The sequence below is a fragment of the Bordetella genomosp. 2 genome, from assembly GCF_002261345.1.
Taxonomy (GTDB): Bacteria; Pseudomonadota; Gammaproteobacteria; order Burkholderiales; family Burkholderiaceae_B; genus Bordetella_A.
On sequence record NZ_NEVT01000003.1, the window covers coordinates 772,136 to 786,955 of the forward strand.

At 68.1% G+C, this 14,820-nt stretch carries 17 protein-coding genes; 8 read left to right on the top strand and 9 right to left on the bottom strand.

The annotated features are described in order from the left end of the window. Positions 1-90 precede the first annotated feature (90 nt). Genes CAL24_RS05785 through CAL24_RS05820 form a run of 8 tightly spaced genes read left to right on the top strand, consistent with a single transcriptional unit; the run spans position 91 to position 6,661 of the window. A complete protein-coding gene (locus CAL24_RS05785) occupies positions 91-477 on the top strand; it encodes a hypothetical protein (RefSeq protein WP_094805995.1) in 387 nt (128 codons plus the stop codon). Further along, the gene (locus CAL24_RS05790; protein ID WP_094805997.1) at positions 474-1,352 is read left to right on the top strand and encodes an alpha/beta fold hydrolase; all 879 of its coding nucleotides are present in this window, start codon (positions 474-476) and stop codon (positions 1,350-1,352) included. The genes CAL24_RS05785 and CAL24_RS05790 overlap by 4 nt, the downstream gene beginning before the upstream one ends. Next, complete coding sequence (locus CAL24_RS05795; protein WP_094805999.1) at positions 1,349-2,512, top strand: ABC transporter substrate-binding protein; 1,164 nt, start codon at positions 1,349-1,351, stop codon at positions 2,510-2,512. Before CAL24_RS05790 ends, CAL24_RS05795 begins: the two co-directional genes overlap by 4 nt. A 9-nt stretch (positions 2,513-2,521) precedes the next feature. Next, positions 2,522-3,391: a branched-chain amino acid ABC transporter permease gene (locus CAL24_RS05800; protein ID WP_028356400.1), complete on the top strand. Its 870-nt coding sequence runs from the start codon at positions 2,522-2,524 to the stop codon at positions 3,389-3,391. A gap of 1 nt (position 3,392) precedes the next feature. After that, positions 3,393-4,355, top strand: coding sequence for a branched-chain amino acid ABC transporter permease (locus CAL24_RS05805; RefSeq protein WP_038854081.1), 963 nt, complete (start codon positions 3,393-3,395; stop codon positions 4,353-4,355). Beyond that, positions 4,352-5,134 (top strand): ABC transporter ATP-binding protein, encoded by a 783-nt coding sequence (locus tag CAL24_RS05810; protein ID WP_094806001.1) that lies wholly within the window; start codon positions 4,352-4,354, stop codon positions 5,132-5,134. The genes CAL24_RS05805 and CAL24_RS05810 overlap by 4 nt, the downstream gene beginning before the upstream one ends. Continuing rightward, positions 5,121-5,834, top strand: a complete 714-nt coding sequence (locus CAL24_RS05815; RefSeq protein ID WP_028356397.1) for an ABC transporter ATP-binding protein — start codon at positions 5,121-5,123, stop codon at positions 5,832-5,834. Before CAL24_RS05810 ends, CAL24_RS05815 begins: the two co-directional genes overlap by 14 nt. A 5-nt stretch (positions 5,835-5,839) precedes the next feature. Further along, positions 5,840-6,661, top strand: a complete 822-nt coding sequence (locus CAL24_RS05820) for an N-acyl homoserine lactonase family protein (RefSeq protein ID WP_094806002.1) — start codon at positions 5,840-5,842, stop codon at positions 6,659-6,661. 15 nt (positions 6,662-6,676) lie between these two features. On the opposite strand, the gene CAL24_RS05825 is transcribed toward CAL24_RS05820, so the two are convergent. The 9 genes from CAL24_RS05825 to rsxB all read right to left on the bottom strand — a co-directional run bounded on the left by CAL24_RS05825 (position 6,677) and on the right by rsxB (position 14,801). Further along, positions 6,677-7,516, bottom strand: a complete 840-nt coding sequence (locus tag CAL24_RS05825) for a branched-chain amino acid aminotransferase (RefSeq protein ID WP_028356395.1) — start codon at positions 7,514-7,516, stop codon at positions 6,677-6,679. Positions 7,517-7,596: 80 nt separating this feature from the next. Then, the gene (locus tag CAL24_RS05830) at positions 7,597-8,604 is read right to left on the bottom strand and encodes an ABC transporter substrate-binding protein (RefSeq protein WP_094806003.1); all 1,008 of its coding nucleotides are present in this window, start codon (positions 8,602-8,604) and stop codon (positions 7,597-7,599) included. Positions 8,605-8,652: 48 nt separating this feature from the next. Beyond that, a complete protein-coding gene (locus CAL24_RS05835) occupies positions 8,653-9,648 on the bottom strand; it encodes a branched-chain amino acid ABC transporter permease (RefSeq protein ID WP_028356393.1) in 996 nt (331 codons plus the stop codon). Continuing rightward, positions 9,645-10,532, bottom strand: a complete 888-nt coding sequence (locus tag CAL24_RS05840; protein ID WP_028356392.1) for a branched-chain amino acid ABC transporter permease — start codon at positions 10,530-10,532, stop codon at positions 9,645-9,647. The genes CAL24_RS05835 and CAL24_RS05840 overlap by 4 nt, the downstream gene beginning before the upstream one ends. A gap of 92 nt (positions 10,533-10,624) precedes the next feature. Next, the gene (locus CAL24_RS05845; RefSeq protein ID WP_028356391.1) at positions 10,625-11,839 is read right to left on the bottom strand and encodes an ABC transporter substrate-binding protein; all 1,215 of its coding nucleotides are present in this window, start codon (positions 11,837-11,839) and stop codon (positions 10,625-10,627) included. A gap of 56 nt (positions 11,840-11,895) precedes the next feature. Then, complete coding sequence (locus CAL24_RS05850; protein ID WP_028356390.1) at positions 11,896-12,612, bottom strand: ABC transporter ATP-binding protein; 717 nt, start codon at positions 12,610-12,612, stop codon at positions 11,896-11,898. Continuing rightward, complete coding sequence (locus tag CAL24_RS05855) at positions 12,609-13,382, bottom strand: ABC transporter ATP-binding protein (RefSeq protein WP_028356389.1); 774 nt, start codon at positions 13,380-13,382, stop codon at positions 12,609-12,611. Before CAL24_RS05855 ends, CAL24_RS05850 begins: the two co-directional genes overlap by 4 nt. A 148-nt stretch (positions 13,383-13,530) precedes the next feature. Next, positions 13,531-14,166, bottom strand: a complete 636-nt coding sequence (nth, locus tag CAL24_RS05860) for an endonuclease III (protein ID WP_028356388.1) — start codon at positions 14,164-14,166, stop codon at positions 13,531-13,533. Continuing rightward, positions 14,163-14,801 (bottom strand): electron transport complex subunit RsxB, encoded by a 639-nt coding sequence (gene rsxB / locus CAL24_RS05865; protein ID WP_094806005.1) that lies wholly within the window; start codon positions 14,799-14,801, stop codon positions 14,163-14,165. The genes nth and rsxB overlap by 4 nt, the downstream gene beginning before the upstream one ends. Positions 14,802-14,820 lie beyond the last annotated feature (19 nt).

The window sequence follows — 14,820 nt, forward strand, 5'->3', positions numbered from 1 at the left end:
GTTGACAGGGCAAATTTGCTTTGCCTAGAATGTTCTTATAGAAAGAATAAACGTTCTGTACAAAAGAACGATTCTAAAAAGGAAGGAGACATGGCATCCCAGACTTCCGCATCCTCCGGGCGGCAGCTGGCCGTGCACTTCGCGCGGACCGCGGCGTCCTTCGCGCGGGCGCGGCCGTTCAACGCCGATATCCTGGTGCAGTTCGGCCCCACGCCGGTGCTGGCGCGGGTGCGCGACGGCGCCGTGGTCGGGCTGGAGACGCAGCTGCCGCCGCTGCGTTCCTGGGATTTCGCCGTGCGCGCGTCCGAGCGCGCCTGGCGCGAGTTCTGGCGCGCCGTGCCGGCGCCCGGCTGGCACGACCTGTTCGCTCTCGGCAAGCGCGGCGAATTGAGCGTCGAAGGCAATCTCCAGCCGCTGATGGCCAATCTGCAGTATGTGAAAGACCTGCTGGCCACCGGCCGGGAGAGCCGGACATGAGCGTCGAGTTCGAGCCCATCGTGGGCCGCTATGTGCGCCTGGAGATCGCCGGGCGGCCCCACCGAGTCTATTTCGAGGAGGCGGGGCAGGGCGTCCCGCTGGTCTGCCTGCATACCGCCGGCGCCGACAACCGCCAGTACCGCCATCTCATGTGCGACGACGCCGTGACCGCGCGCTTCCGCGTCATCGCGTTCGACCTGCCGTGGCACGGCAAGTCGTACCCGCCCGAGGGCTGGCAGGACACCGAGTACCAATTGACCACCGAGCGCTATGTGCAGTCGATCCTGGCATTCTGCGAGGCGCTGGCGCTGGACCGGCCGGCCCTGATCGGCTGCTCCATCGGCGGGCGCATCGTGCTGGAACTGGCGCGCCTGCATGCCGCGCGCTTTCGCGCGCTGATCGGCGTGGAAGCCGCCGATTTCCAGCAGCCCTGGTACGACACCGCCTGGCTGCACCGCGGCGACGTGCATGGCGGCGAGGTGTGCGCGGCGCTGGTCTCCGGGCTGGTGGCGCCGCAATCGCCGCCGGTGCATCGCCACGAGACGCTCTGGCAATACATGCAGAGCGGTCCCGGCGTGTTCCGCGGCGATCTGTATTTCTACCGCGTCGACGGCGACCTGCGGGGGCGCCTGGGCGGCATCCGCACCGACGTCTGCCCGCTGTACCTGCTGACCGGCGAATACGACTTTTCGTGCACGCCCGACGATACCCTGCGCACCGCCGCGGCGATTGCCGGCGCGCAGGTCACCATCATGCGCGAAGTGGGGCATTTCCCCATGAGCGAGAACCCGCGGCAATTCCGCGGCTACCTGCTGCCCGTACTGGACGCCATCGCGGCCCGGGAGGGCCTGCCGCCCCCACAGGAGACAATATGAAAACGACCCCTATCGCCGCATTGCTGGCCTGCCTGGCCCTGCCGGCAGCCGTCCAGGCACAGGAAACCCTGAAGATCGGCGCGCTGGTGACGCTGTCCGGCGCGGGCGCGTCCTGGGGCCAGGGCATGAAGAATGCCGCCGAGATCGCGGCCGACCAGGTCAACCAGGCCGGCGGGCTGGAGGTGGGCGGCAAGAAGTACCAGGTCAGTGTGGTGGCCTACGACGACAAGTACCAGGCCAATGAAGCGGTCACCGTGGCCAACCGCCTGGTATTCGAGGACAAGGTGCGCTACATCATCGGCCCGGTGGGTTCCGCGCCGGTGCTGGCCATCCAGCCCATCACCGAGAAGAACGGGGTCATCGTGATGACCCTGGGCTTTACCGCCAAGGCGCTGGGGCCGGAAAAATCCTATACCTTCCGCCCCAACGTGACCACCGCCGAAGTGTCGCAGCCGCAGATCGACTGGCTGGTCAAGGCACAGGGCCTGAAGAAAGTGGGCGCGTTGTTTCCCAACGACGAGACCGGCCAGCAGATCGCCGCCGATCTCGAGGCGGCGTACAAGAAGGCCGGCGCGGCCCTGGCGGTGAAGGAATTCTTCGAACGCGACCGGGTCGATTTCGTGCCGCTGCTGACCCGCATGATGGCGCGCGGCATCGACGCGATCGAACTGGACGGCAATTCGCCCACCACGGCGGGCCTGATCGTCAAGCAGGCGCGCGAACTCGGCTTCGAGGGCAAGATCGTCCGCACCGGCGGCCCGGCCACGCAGGAGATCGTCAATGTGGCGGGCCAGGAGGCCGCCGAAGGCATGTTCGTGCATACGCCCGTCGATCCCGCGCTGCCATCCACCAAGGCTTATGCCGAGCGGTACGCGGCCAAGTACAAGCATGCAATGAACGGCTTCAGCCCGGCGTTCTATGACGGCACCAACATGCTGTTCGAGGCCATGCGGCGCGCCGGCACCGTGACCGACACCGCAAAGGTGCGCGACGAACTGGCAAAGCTCCGCGATTTCGCCGGCGCATTGGGCACCCTGAACTGGACCGGCAAGGCCATGTACGGCATCGACCACCAGCTGAACGCGCCGTTCTATGTGGCGGAAGTGCAGGGCGGCAAGGAAGTGATCCGGGCGCGCTGCACGGTCAAGGGATGCCAATAGGAGACGCACGTGGACTGGAGCATCCTGGCCGCGCAGGCGACCATCAACGGCCTGGTGGTCGGCCTGTTGTACCTGTTGATGGCGGTGGGCTTCACGCTGGTGTTCGGCGTGATGCGCATGGTGAACTTCGCGCACGGCGAGTTCTACATGCTGGGCGCTTTCGGCGCCTATTTCCTGACCACCGGGCTGGATCTGCCGTTCCTGCCGGCGGTGGCGGTCACGTTCGCCGGCGCCGTCATCGCGGGGGCGTTGCTGGAATGGGCCGTGCTGCAGCCGTTCCGGCACGACGAACTCAACGGCATGATCGCCACGATCGGGCTGGCGATGATTCTGCAGAACCTGGCGCTGATGTTCTTCGGGCCCGATCCCTTGTCCATGCCGGCCGTGGCGCGCGGCGCCGTCCGGCTGGGCACGGCGGTGGTGCCGGCTGCGCGCCTCTACGTGGTGGTGTTCGCGCTGGCCGTGCTGGCGCTGCTGTACGGGTTCCTGCGCTATTCGCGGCCGGGCCGCGCCCTGCGCGCCGTGGTCGAGGATTTCGAGATCGCATCCATCCAGGGCATACGCGCCCGCATCTACTACCCGCTGGGATTCGGCATCGGCGTCGGCCTGGCGGCGGTGGCCGGGGCGCTGATGGCGCCGTTGTTCTCGGTCTCGCCGTTCGTGGGCGCCACGCCGCTGCTCAAGGCATTCATCGTCGTCATCCTGGGCGGGCTGGGCAGCATTCCCGGGGCGGCGGCGGCCGGCCTGCTGCTGGGCCTGGTCGAGAGCTACGCCAGCCTGTTCCTCAGCAGCAGCACCGCCGACATGCTGATCTTCGTCCTGGTGATCGCCATGCTGGTAGTGCGGCCCAAGGGCCTGCTCGGCAAGGGGGAGGCCTGACATGACTGCCTTGTCGCTGACTTCGCAAGCCCGGAGCCGTCCGGCCTGGCGGCTGGCGGGCGCGGCCGCGCTGGCCGTCGCGGCGGCGTTGCCGTGGTTCGGCAGCCCCTTCGTGCTGCACCTGGCGGTGCTGGCCGCCCTTAACGTGCTCATCGTCAACGGCCTGGCGCTGATCAGCCGCTGCGGCCAGCTTTCGCTGGGCCACGCCGCCTTCGTGGCGATCGGCGCCTATGCCTCGGTGCTGGCCGCCAGCCGCCTGGGCTGGAGTTTCGCCGCGGCCGCTTTGCTGGGCGCGGTCGCGGCCGGGCTGATCGGCGGCGCGCTGGGCTGGGTGATCCTGCGCCTGCGCGGCGTGTACTTCGTGCTGGTGACCTTCGCGTTCGGCGAGCTGGTGCGGCTGGCCCTGCTCGACGGCGCGGGCTGGAGCGGCGGCGCCAACGGTATCGCCGGCATCCCGGCCGCCTCGCTGCTGGGCTATGCCTTCGACACGCGGGCCCGCTTCTACGGCCTGGCGCTGGCGGCCGCGCTGCTGTCGAGCGCCGGCCTGTGGTGGCTGTTCCGGCGTCCGCTGGGCCATGCCATCGACGCCGTGCGCGACAACGCCGCGCTGGCCGAGTCCACCGGCCTGAACGTGCATCGGCTGCAGGTGCTGTGCTTCGTGGCCGGCTGCATGCTGGCCGCGCTGGGCGGCGCGCTGCAGGCGCGCTATATCGGCTTTGTCTCGCCGGAGTCGTTCAACACAGGTATATCGGTGGCGTTCGTCATCATGCTGGTCATCGGCGGGCGCCTGTCCGTATGGGGGCCGCTGGTCGGAGCGCTGGTGTTGACGCCGCTGCCGGAGCTGTTCCGCGGCGCCGTGCAGACCCAGCATGTGTTCTATGGCGCGGCGCTGATTCTGATCCTGCGCTTCCTGCCGGACGGGCTGGCCGGCCTGGCGCGCCACCTGTCCAGGAGTTCCTCATGAGCGACGCGCTTTTGCAGGTGGATGGCCTGTCGCGCCGGTTCGGTGGCCTGGCGGCCCTGCGCGGCCTGTCCTTTACGGTGGCCGAGGGCGAGATCTTCGGCCTGATCGGACCCAACGGCGCCGGCAAGACAACCGCCTTCAATGTCATCAGCGGCAGCATGCCCCCGTCGGCGGGCCGCGTGCGCTTCGCCGGCCGCGACATCGCCGGCGGGCCGCCCAGTCGCGCCGTGGCGGCGGGGCTGGCGCGCACCTTCCAGTCCACCTCGACCTATCCGGCCGTATCGGTGGCCGAGAACGTGTATCGCGGCATGTTGTCGCGCCTGGCCGGCTCGGCGGCCGCATGCCTGGCCGGCCGCCGCGACGCCACGCTGGCGCGGCGGCAGGTGGCCGCCGAAGTCGATGGCATCCTGCGCATGACCGACCTGCTGCCCTGGCGCGATGCGCCGGCCGGCGCGCTGGCCTACGGCCTGCAGAAGAAACTGGGCATCGCCGTGGCGCTGGCCGCGCGGCCGCGCATGTTGCTGCTGGACGAGCCCGCCGCCGGGCTGAACCATGAAGAATGCCGCGAACTGGGGCGGCTGCTGCGCCGCCTGCGCGACGACCAGGGCCTGACGCTGCTGCTGGTCGAGCACCACATGGCGCTGGTCATGGAGTTGTGCCAGCGCATTGTGGTGCTGGTGCAGGGCGAGAAAATCGCCGAAGGCACGCCGCGGCAGATCCGCGAGCATCCGGCCGTCATCGAAGCCTACCTGGGAGCCCCCGACTATGCCCATGCTTGAGGTACGCGGCCTGACCGTGCGCTACGGGCCACTGGAGGCCGTGCGCGGCATCGACTTCCGGGTCGAGGCCGGCCAGATCGTGGCGCTGGTCGGCTCCAACGGCGCCGGCAAGAGCACCACCCTGAAGGCCGTGATCGGCCTGGTGCGCGCGGCCGAAGGCGCGATCGAGCTGGACGGCCGCGATATCCGCGCGCAAGGCGCGGCCGCCCGGGTGGCCGCCGGAATCTCGCTGTCGCCGGAAGGCCGTCGGCTGTTCGGACGGATGTCGGTGCGCGACAACCTGCTGGCGGGCGCCCATGGCGTGCGCTCGCGCGCCGTGGTGCGGCGCGGCCTGGACGAGGTCTATGCGCTGTTCCCGCGCGTGCATGAACGCCGCGGTCAGCTGGCCGGCTCGCTGTCGGGCGGCGAGCAGCAGATGGTGGCCATCGGCCGCGCGCTCATGGCCAACCCGCGGCTGCTGATGCTTGACGAGCCGTCGCTGGGCATTGCCCCCAAGATCGTCGGCGAGATCGCCGCGGCCATCGAGCGCATCAACCGCGACAAGGGCATGGCCATCGTGCTGGTCGAGCAGAACGCCCGCCTGGCGCTGCGGCTCGCCCATCACGCCTACGCGCTGGAGCACGGCGAGGTGGTGCGCACCGGACGCGGGGTCGAGCTGCTGGCCGATCCGTTCGTGCAGAAAGCCTACCTGGGGATATGAGAGGCATGGCACAGGCATCGACGGGCGCATGGCCCGAGTATGAGGTCTATGCATTGCGCTACGCGCGCATGCCGCGCCGGCGCGCCGACAATTTCCTGGGCGGGGATCCGCACGACGGCCCCATGCCCATGGACTTCTTCGTCTGGCTGGTGCGCGGCGCGGGCCGCTGCGTGCTGGTCGATACCGGTTTCAACGCGGCCACCGCGGCGCGCCGCCGCCGCGACCTGCTGGGCTGCCCGATCGCCGGCCTGGCTCGGCTGGGCGTCGCGCCGGAGCAGGTCCAGGATGTCGTGCTGACCCACTTGCACTACGACCATGCCGGTAACCTGGCCAAGCTGGTGGACGCGCGGCTGCACGTGCAGGACGCGGAGCTCGACTACGCCACCGGCCGCTGCATGTGCCATGCGCCATTGCGCCATGCCTACGAGGTCGAGGACGTGGTAACGCTGGTACGGCGCGTCTACCAGGACCGCGTGGTTTTCCACGACGGCGACGCCGTGCTGCACCCCGGCATCGAGCTGCTGAAGATCGGCGGCCATACCAAAGGGCTGCAGGCGGTGCGCGTGCATACCCGGCGCGGCTGGGTGGTGCTGGCGTCCGACGCCAGCCACTACTACGAAAACATGCAGGCCGGCCGGCCGTTTCCGATCGTGTTCAATGTGGCGGACATGCTGTCCGGCCACCAGCGCGTCCAGCAGGCCGCCAGCAGTCCCGCGCACGTGGTGCCGGGACACGATCCGCAGGTGCTGGCGCGCTACCCGGCCTACCGGGGCGACCCCGACATCGCCGTGCTGCACGAGCCGCCGGCACCGGCGGACGCGTCCTGAAGCGCGTTGCGCGGCCTATTTCCCGGCGCGCGCGTACTCCATGTACAGCCGGTGCGCGCGCTGCGCCAGCGGGCCGTACGGCAGGGCGCGCTGTTCCACGCGGTTGACGTGGACTACTTTGCCGTAGTTGCCGGTGGAGAACACCTCGTCGGCCTGCTCCACGTCGGCGCGCGTGAGGGCGCGCTCCTGCACGTCCACGCCATCGGCGCGCAGCAGGGCCAGCACGCGCTGGCGGGTGATGCCGTTGAGGAACGTGCCGTTGACGGCCGGGGTGGCCACGCGGCCGTCCTTGGCGATCCACAGGTTGGCGGTGGCGAATTCCGCCACGTTGCCGTCGCCGTCGAGCATGATGGCGTTGTCGAAGCCGCGCGCGGCCGCTTCGCGGATGGCGCGCTGCCCGTTGGGGTACAGGCACGAGGCCTTGGCATCGGTGGGCGCCATGTTGGGCCAGGCGCGCACGAAGCTGGAGAAGCAGGCCGAGAAGCCCTGGCCGCCCGGCATGGGCACCTTGAATACATGCAGCACGAACTGCGTGCGTTCGGCGTCCGGCAACAGGAAGCCGTCGGCGCAGAAGAACATGGGTTTGATGTACAGCGCCTCGCCGGCCGGGAAGCGCGCCACGGCCTCCAGGCACAGGTCGCGGATGGCTTCCCAGCCGAGCTGCGGCTGCATCAGCATTTTCTCGGCCGAGCGGACCACGCGCTGGCAGTGCAGGTCCAGGTCGGGCGTCAGTCCATCGAAGGCGCGCGCGCCGTCGAACACCATGCTGGCCATCCAGAAGGCATGGTCGGCCGGGCCGAGCAACTTGGGGTTCTCGGTGGTCCAGCGGCCATCATGCCAGTAAAGCGCTTCCATGTCGGTCTTTCCTTGATCGGTTGCGCGCCGGAGGGCGCGTCGCCCGCGCAGCATACACCCGCGGCCGCCGCGCGCGGGAGCTACAACTTGGCCTGGACCTTGTCGGCGACTTCGGCCGGCACCCACTGGCGCCAGACATCCGGGTACTTGCGCAGGAAGTGCAGCGCGGCGCCTTCCGGCTCGGCGCCCTGGTTCTCGAGCCAGCCCAGGGTGTCGTCGATGGCCGGGCCCGGCACGCTGAGTTTTTCGAAGAATGCCTGCAGCCGCGGGGCCTGGCGGGCGAACTCGGCGTTCAGTCCGGTGACGACCTTGTTGGGCCTGAACTCGGTGGGCACCGGGTTCTCGCACTTGGGGTCGGTCATGCAGGTATAGGCGGCCTGGTCGAACTTGGGCAATTGCAGCTTGACCAGGTCGAGCGAGCCGACCAGCGCGGTGGGCGTCCAGTAGTAGAAGACGATGTCGCGCTTGCGCTTGTAGGCCGACACGATGGCGGCCTTCTGCGCGGCGCCCGAGCCCGGCGCGAACATGCTGTATTGGCCTTCCAGGCGCAGCGCCTTGAGCAGGTTGGTGTTGAGGGTGCCGCACGCCCAGCCGGCCGGGCAGCCGTAGATGCGGCCGCGCGCGGGGTCTTCCGGGTCGGCGAAGACCTTGGCGTAGCGGGCCAGGTCGGCGGCGCTTTTCAGGTCGGGGTGGCGCTCGGCGGTGTAGCGCGGGATGTACCAGCCTTCGCCCGCGTCGAACACGTGGCCCGCGGCCAGCACCTTGCCCGATTTCAGGGCCTTGTCCCAGGCGACCTCGATCTGGCCGGGCCAGACCTCCGGGGTGACATCGACGTCGCCGCGCTGCAAGGCGGCCAGCATGGCGAGGGTCTCGCCGATTTCGACCGAGGTCTCGCAGGCATAGCCGTGCTCGACGATGAAGCGCTCGATGCCCGCCAGCACCAGGTTGGACTCCCAGTTCAGGCCGCTGAAGCGCACCGGACGGTCGACCTCGCATTGGCTGGCCGCCGCGGCGGGCGCCGCCCAGGCCAGGGGCGCGGCCGTGGCCAGCGCCGCCAGGAAGGAAAGAAGGAATCGCGCTACACGCATGGGCAGTGTCTCCTGGGCTCGCGGTGGCCGAGGAGGCGCCCGCTGGATTTATTGTACGGGCATCGCCGCGCGCGCCCGCCGCCGCTGCGCCAGCGCCTGCCATTCGCCCACGATGCCGCGGCGGAAGGCCAGCACGCAGACGACGAAGATCAGGCCGATCACGATGGTGACCGATTCGCCGAGCCGCAGGAACCAGTTGTTGCCGGTGAGCTCCGCCATGAAGCGGCCGAAGTCGCCGACCTTGTTCTCGAGCAGCACCACGATGAAGGCGCCGAGGATCGGCCCGGTCAGGGTCCCGAGGCCGCCGATCAGCGTCATCAAGATGACCAGTCCCGACATCTGCCAGGTGGCGTCGGACAGGGTGGCGGATACGAACACCAGCGTCTTGGTGGCGCCGGCCAGTCCGGCGATGGCGGCGGACAGCACGAAGGCCAGCAGCTTGAAGCGGTCCACGTCGTAGCCCAGCGAGAGGGTGCGCGGCTCGTTCTCGCGCAGCGCCTTGAGCACCTGCCCGAAGGGCGAATGCACCGTGCGCCAGATAATGAAATAGCCCAGCGCGAAGACCGCCATCACCAGGTAATACAGGTTCAGGTCGCTGCGCAGGTCGATGAAGCCCAGCAGCGTGCCGCGCGGCACCCGCTGCAGGCCGTCTTCGCCGCCGGTGAATTCCGCTTGCAGGAAGAAGAAGAAAACCATCTGCGCCAGCGCCAGGGTGATCATGGCGAAGTAGATGCCGCTGCGCCGGATGGCCAGCAGGCCCATTGCGAGGCCCAGCAGCGCCGCAACCAGCACGCCGAACAGCAGGCCCAGCTCGGTGGGGAAGCCCCATACTTTCAGCGCATGGCCGGCCGCATAGGCGGCGCTGCCCAGGAACGCGGCGTGGCCGAACGACAGCAGGCCGGTGAAGCCCAGCAGCAGGTTGAACGCGCAGGCGAACAGCGCATAGCACATGACCTTCATGGCGAAGATCGGATAGACGCCGATGAACGGCAGGATGGCCACGATGATGGCCGCTGCGGCATAGCTGACAAGTTGGCGGTTCATTTCTCTTTTCCGAACAGCCCGGCAGGGCGCAGCAACAGGACGATGGCCATGATGATGAACACGACGGTGCTGGAGGCTTCCGGCCAGAAGACTTTGGTCAGGCCCTCGATGACGCCCAGGCCCAGGCCGGTGACGATGGCGCCGAGGATGGACCCCATGCCGCCGATCACCACCACGGCGAACACCACGATGATCAGGTTCGAGCCCATCAGCGGGGAGATCTGCAGCACCGGCGCGGCCAGCACGCCGGCAAAGCCCGCCAGCGCCACGCCGAAGCCGTAGGTCAGGGTGACCATGCGCGGCACGTTCACGCCGAACGCCTCGACCAGCTTGGGGTTCTCGGTGCCGGCGCGCAGCAGGGCGCCGAGCCGGGTGCGCTCGATGATGAACCAGGTGACCAGGCAGACCGTGACCGAGGCCACCACGACCCAGGCCCGATAGTTGGGCAGGATCATGAAACCCAGGTTGGTGGCGCCGCGCAACAGGTCGGGGGTCGGGTAGGGCTGGCCGGAGACGCCGTAGAAGCTGCGGAACAGGCCCTCGATCAGCAGCGTCAGCCCGAAGGTGAGCAGCAGCCCGTACAGGTGGTCGAGCTTGTACAGGTGCTTGAGCAGCAGCTTCTCGATCACGATGCCGAACAGGCCCACCACCAGCGGCGCCAGGATCAGCATGATCCAATAGTTCAGCCCCAGGTACGAGAGGCCCATCCAGGCCACGAACGCGCCCAGCATGTATAGCGAGCCGTGCGCGAAATTGATGACGTTCAGCAGTCCGAAGATGACCGCCAGGCCCAGTGACAGCATGGCGTAGAACGACCCGTTGACCAGGCCGAGCAGCAGTTGTCCCAGCAGGGCCTGTATGGGTATGCCGAAGATGTCGATCATGTCGGGAGAATCCTGCGCGTTCGGATGGATGCGTGCCGGTTCGCGGCGCGGCCCGGCCGGATCGGCACGGGCGCGCCGGAAGCTTCAGCGGATTACTTCTTGAAGACCTTGCAGGTCGATTCCGAGGGCTTGGTGTAGACCTCGTCGCCGGGCAGGGTTGCCACGACCTTGTAGTAGTCCCACGGGCCCTTGGATTCTTCGGGCGTCTTGACCTGCATGAGGTACATGTCGTGGATCATGCGGCCGTCTTCGCGCACATAGCCGCCCTGGGCGAAGAAGTCGTTGATCTTGTTCGACTTCATCCACTTCATGAGCGCGTCGCCGTCGTCGGTGCCGGTTTCTTTCACGCCTTTCAGGTAGAACGACACGGAGGAATAGTCGCCCGCCTGCAGCATGGACGGCTTGCGACCGACCTTCTCTTCGAATTTCTTGGCCCAGGCGCGCGAGGCGTCGGAGTGGTCCCAGTACCAGCCGGTGGTCAGGTACATGTTCTGCGTGGTCTTGAGCCCCAGCGAGTGCACGTCGTTGATGAAGACCAGCAGGCCGGCCATCTTCATGGTCTGCGTCACGCCGAACTCATTGGCGGCCTTGATCGAGTTGATGGTGTCGCCGCCGGCGTTGGCCAGGCCGAGGATCTGGGCGCCCGAGGCCTGCGCCTGCAGCAGGAACGACGAGAAGTCGGCCGTCGACAGCGGCGCCCGCACCGCGCCCTTGATCTCGCCGCCGTTGGCCTTCACCACCGCGGTGGTATCGCGCTCCAGCGCGTGGCCGAAGGCGTAGTCGGCGGTCAGGAAGAACCAGGTCTTGCCGCCGTTCTTCACCACCGCCGAGCCGGTGCCGCGCGCCAGCGCCACCGTATCGTAGGCATAGTGCACGGTATAGGGCGTACATTGCGCGTTGGTCAGGTCCGAGGCGCCCGGGCCGATGGCGATGAAGGGTTTTTTCTTCTCGGCCGCCACGGCCGCCATGGCCAGGTTGGTGGCCGAGTTGGTGCCGCCCACCAGCATGTCCAGGCCCTCCTGGTCGAACCACTCGCGCGCGCGGCTGGAAGCGATGTCGGCCTTGTTCTGGTGGTCGGCGGTGACCAGCTCGATCTTCTTGCCGTTGATCGCGCCGCCCGCGTCGGCGATCGCCATGCGGATGGCCTCGACGCCGGCCGGGCCGTCGATGTCGGAATACACGCCCGACATGTCCGTGATGAAACCGATGCGGATGACGTCGCCGGAGATGCCCTGCGCCTGGGCGGGTAGCCCGGCAAATCCCAGGCCGGCCAGGGCCAGCGCGGCAGTGATGTGATGCAGCTTCATGGGATGACTCCTCGCTTCTCTGTGGGGTGCCGTTGGTGCGGCGGATGACAGGATTCCTATACGCCCAGCAATTCGTTGAGCGTATCCTGCTTCTGTTGAAGTTCGCTGGCTTCGAAATGCTCGACGATCTGGCCGTGCTCCATGACATAGAAGCGGTCGGACAGCGGCGCGGCGAAGCGGAAATTCTGCTCGACCATGACGATGGTGTAGCCGCGCTGCTTCAGCGCGGTGATCATGCGCGCGAGCGCCTGCACGATGACCGGGGCCAGGCCTTCCGATATTTCGTCCAGCAGCAGCAGGTTGGCGCCGGTGCGCAGGATGCGCGCCACCGCCAGCATCTGCTGCTCGCCGCCCGACAGGCGGGTGCCGGGCGAATTGCGGCGTTCGTGCAGGTTGGGGAACATGTCGTAGATTTCCGCCAGCGACATGCCGCCGCCCAGCGCGCCGCCCACGGCGGGCGGCAGCAGCAGGTTTTCCTCGCACGACAGGCTGGCGAAAATGCCGCGTTCCTCGGGGCAGTAGCCGATGCCCAGGTGCGCGATCTTGTAGGTGGGCAGGTCGATGGCTTCCGTGCCATGGATGCGCACCGACCCCTTGCGGCTGCCGGTCAGGCCGAGGATGGCGCGCAGCGTGGTGGTGCGCCCGGCGCCGTTGCGCCCCAGCAGGGTGACGACTTCGCCCGGCGCGACGCGCATGTCGACGCCGTGGAGGATGTGCGATTCGCCGTACCAGGCCTGCAGGCCGGAGATTTCCAATGCGGCGGTGGTGCTCATGCGTGCGCTCCCTGCAGTTCCCCCTCGGTAGTTCCCATGTAGGCCTGCATGACGGCGGGATGGCGCGACACTTCGGCGTAGGGGCCTTCGGCCAGCACCGAACCGCGCGCCAGCACGGTGATGGTGTCGGCGATGGAGGACACCACGTTCATGTTGTGTTCGACCATCAGGATGGTGCGGCCCTGGCCCACCCGCTTGATCAGTTGCGTGACGCGGTCGACGTCCTCGTGGCCCATGCCCTGGGTGGGTTCGTCCAGCAGCATCAGTTCGGGTTCCATGGCCAGCGTGGTGGCGATCTCGAGGGCGCGCTTGCGGCCATACGGCAGGTTGATGGTGGTCTCGTCGGCGAAAGCGGCCAGGTCGACCTGTTCGAGCAGGTCGCGCGCGGCCGGGTCGAGGCTGGCCAGCCGCTTTTCGCTTTTCCAGAAGTGAAACGACAGGCCGGTCTTGCGCTGCAATCCGATGCGCACGTTTTCCAGCACGGTCAGGTGCGGGAACACGGCCGAGATCTGGAACGAGCGGATGATGCCGCGCCGCGCGATCTGGGCGGGACGTTCGCCGGTGATGTCGATGCCGTTGTAGACGATGCGGCCGGAGGTGGGCGCCAGGAATTTCGTCAGCAAGTTGAAGCAGGTGGTCTTGCCCGCGCCGTTGGGGCCGATCAGGGCATGGATGTGGCCGCGCTTGACACGCAGGTCGACCCCGTTGACCGCGACGAAGCCGCGAAACTCTTTCGTGAGGCCTTTTGTCTCCAGGATAATGTCATCCATGTCCGCGGTACCGCCCAGGGATTTTTTTTAAGAGTTGCCGGCGAGTATGCGGACCTATCCCCCAAAATGCCATGAGGGTTTTTCATAGGTATTGCGCTGCGGCATGCGACATTGTCGGGCGGCCGACAATGTCGCGGGGAATCCCTGTTCAGGGCAGGGTTTTCTGCTTGTATTCGCACAGGTCCGCAATGCCGCACTGCGGGCATTTCGGCTTGCGCGCCACGCAGACGTAGCGGCCATGCAGGATCAGCCAGTGGTGGGCGTCCTGCATGTATTCAGCCGGTACGAATTTTTCCAGTTTGTGTTCGACTTCCAGCACGTTCTTGCCGGGCGCGATGCCGGTGCGGTTCGAGACGCGGAAAATATGGGTGTCGACCGCCATGGTCGGCTGGCCGAACGCCGTGTTCAGGACCACATTGGCGGTCTTGCGGCCGACCCCTGGCAGCGCTTCCAGCGCCTCGCGCGAGGGCGGCACTTCGCCGCCGTGGCGTTCGATCAACAGCCTGCAGGTGGCGATCGCGTTCTTGGCCTTGGTGCGGTACAGGCCGATGGTCTTGATGTACTCGGCCAGGCCTTCCTCGCCCAGCTCGAGCATGGCTTGCGGGGTGCCGTAGCGCGGGAAGAACTTGCGCGTGGCCAGGTTGACCGACTTGTCGGTGGCCTGCGCCGACAGCAGCACCGCGATCAGCAACTGGAACGGCGTGTCGTACTCCAGTTCGGTGGTCGGGTGCGGATTGGCGGCCTGCAGGCGGGCAAAGATGGCGCGTCGTTTGGTGGCGTTCATGTGGCGGGGGAAGTGCGGCGGGCCCGGGCGCGCGCCAGGGCCGACTCGATGGCGGCGCGCTTGCGCGCCTCGTCGTCGGGCCGGCCGGCGGCCGGCGGCGGTGCGGGCGGGGTATCGGCGGCCGCGGTCAGGCGCATGTTGTCGGCGGTTTCGCGCGCCAGGCGTTCCTGGCGGGCCCGATGGCGCTCGCGCGCGGCTTGCGCATCGGCCGCCGTCCAGGCGCGGCCGGCCGGCACCATGGCGATACAGTCGACGGGACAGGGCGCCACGCACAGATCGCAGCCCGTGCACCAGTCGGCCAGCACGGTGTGCATGCGCTTGTTGGCGCCCACGATGGCGTCGACCGGACAGGCGCGGATGCACAGCGTGCAGCCGATGCAGTGGGCCTCGTCGATGTGCGCCACCGTCAGCGGGCCGGGCGCGCCGCGCGACAGGTCCAGCGGCAGCGTGGCGGTGTCGAGCAGGTCGGCCAGCGCCGCGATGCCTGCGTCGCCGCCCGGCGGGCAGCGGTTGATCGGCGCGGCGCCGTCGGCAATGGCCTGGGCATACGGCCGGCAGCCGTCATAGCCGCATTTGGTGCACTGCGTCTGCGGCAGCAGGGCATCGATGCGGTCGGCAAGGGAAAGACAGGACATGGCGGGTGAAGCGGGGGCG

Excerpts from the sequence above, each read along its gene's own strand:
- CAL24_RS05785 (WP_094805995.1), top strand. The coding sequence starts at position 91 with ATGGCATCCCAGACTTCCGCATCCTCCGGGCGGCAGCTGGCCGTGCAC.
- CAL24_RS05790 (WP_094805997.1), top strand. The coding sequence starts at position 474 with ATGAGCGTCGAGTTCGAGCCCATCGTGGGCCGCTATGTGCGCCTGGAG.
- CAL24_RS05795 (WP_094805999.1), top strand. The coding sequence starts at position 1,349 with ATGAAAACGACCCCTATCGCCGCATTGCTGGCCTGCCTGGCCCTGCCG.
- CAL24_RS05805 (WP_038854081.1), top strand. The coding sequence starts at position 3,393 with ATGACTGCCTTGTCGCTGACTTCGCAAGCCCGGAGCCGTCCGGCCTGG.
- CAL24_RS05810 (WP_094806001.1), top strand. The coding sequence starts at position 4,352 with ATGAGCGACGCGCTTTTGCAGGTGGATGGCCTGTCGCGCCGGTTCGGT.
- CAL24_RS05815 (WP_028356397.1), top strand. The coding sequence starts at position 5,121 with ATGCCCATGCTTGAGGTACGCGGCCTGACCGTGCGCTACGGGCCACTG.
- CAL24_RS05820 (WP_094806002.1), top strand. The coding sequence starts at position 5,840 with ATGGCACAGGCATCGACGGGCGCATGGCCCGAGTATGAGGTCTATGCA.
- CAL24_RS05825 (WP_028356395.1), bottom strand. The coding sequence starts at position 7,516 with ATGGAAGCGCTTTACTGGCATGATGGCCGCTGGACCACCGAGAACCCC.
- CAL24_RS05830 (WP_094806003.1), bottom strand. The coding sequence starts at position 8,604 with ATGCGTGTAGCGCGATTCCTTCTTTCCTTCCTGGCGGCGCTGGCCACG.
- CAL24_RS05835 (WP_028356393.1), bottom strand. The coding sequence starts at position 9,648 with ATGAACCGCCAACTTGTCAGCTATGCCGCAGCGGCCATCATCGTGGCC.
- CAL24_RS05840 (WP_028356392.1), bottom strand. The coding sequence starts at position 10,532 with ATGATCGACATCTTCGGCATACCCATACAGGCCCTGCTGGGACAACTG.
- CAL24_RS05845 (WP_028356391.1), bottom strand. The coding sequence starts at position 11,839 with ATGAAGCTGCATCACATCACTGCCGCGCTGGCCCTGGCCGGCCTGGGA.
- CAL24_RS05850 (WP_028356390.1), bottom strand. The coding sequence starts at position 12,612 with ATGAGCACCACCGCCGCATTGGAAATCTCCGGCCTGCAGGCCTGGTAC.
- CAL24_RS05855 (WP_028356389.1), bottom strand. The coding sequence starts at position 13,382 with ATGGATGACATTATCCTGGAGACAAAAGGCCTCACGAAAGAGTTTCGC.
- nth (WP_028356388.1), bottom strand. The coding sequence starts at position 14,166 with ATGAACGCCACCAAACGACGCGCCATCTTTGCCCGCCTGCAGGCCGCC.
- rsxB (WP_094806005.1), bottom strand. The coding sequence starts at position 14,801 with ATGTCCTGTCTTTCCCTTGCCGACCGCATCGATGCCCTGCTGCCGCAG.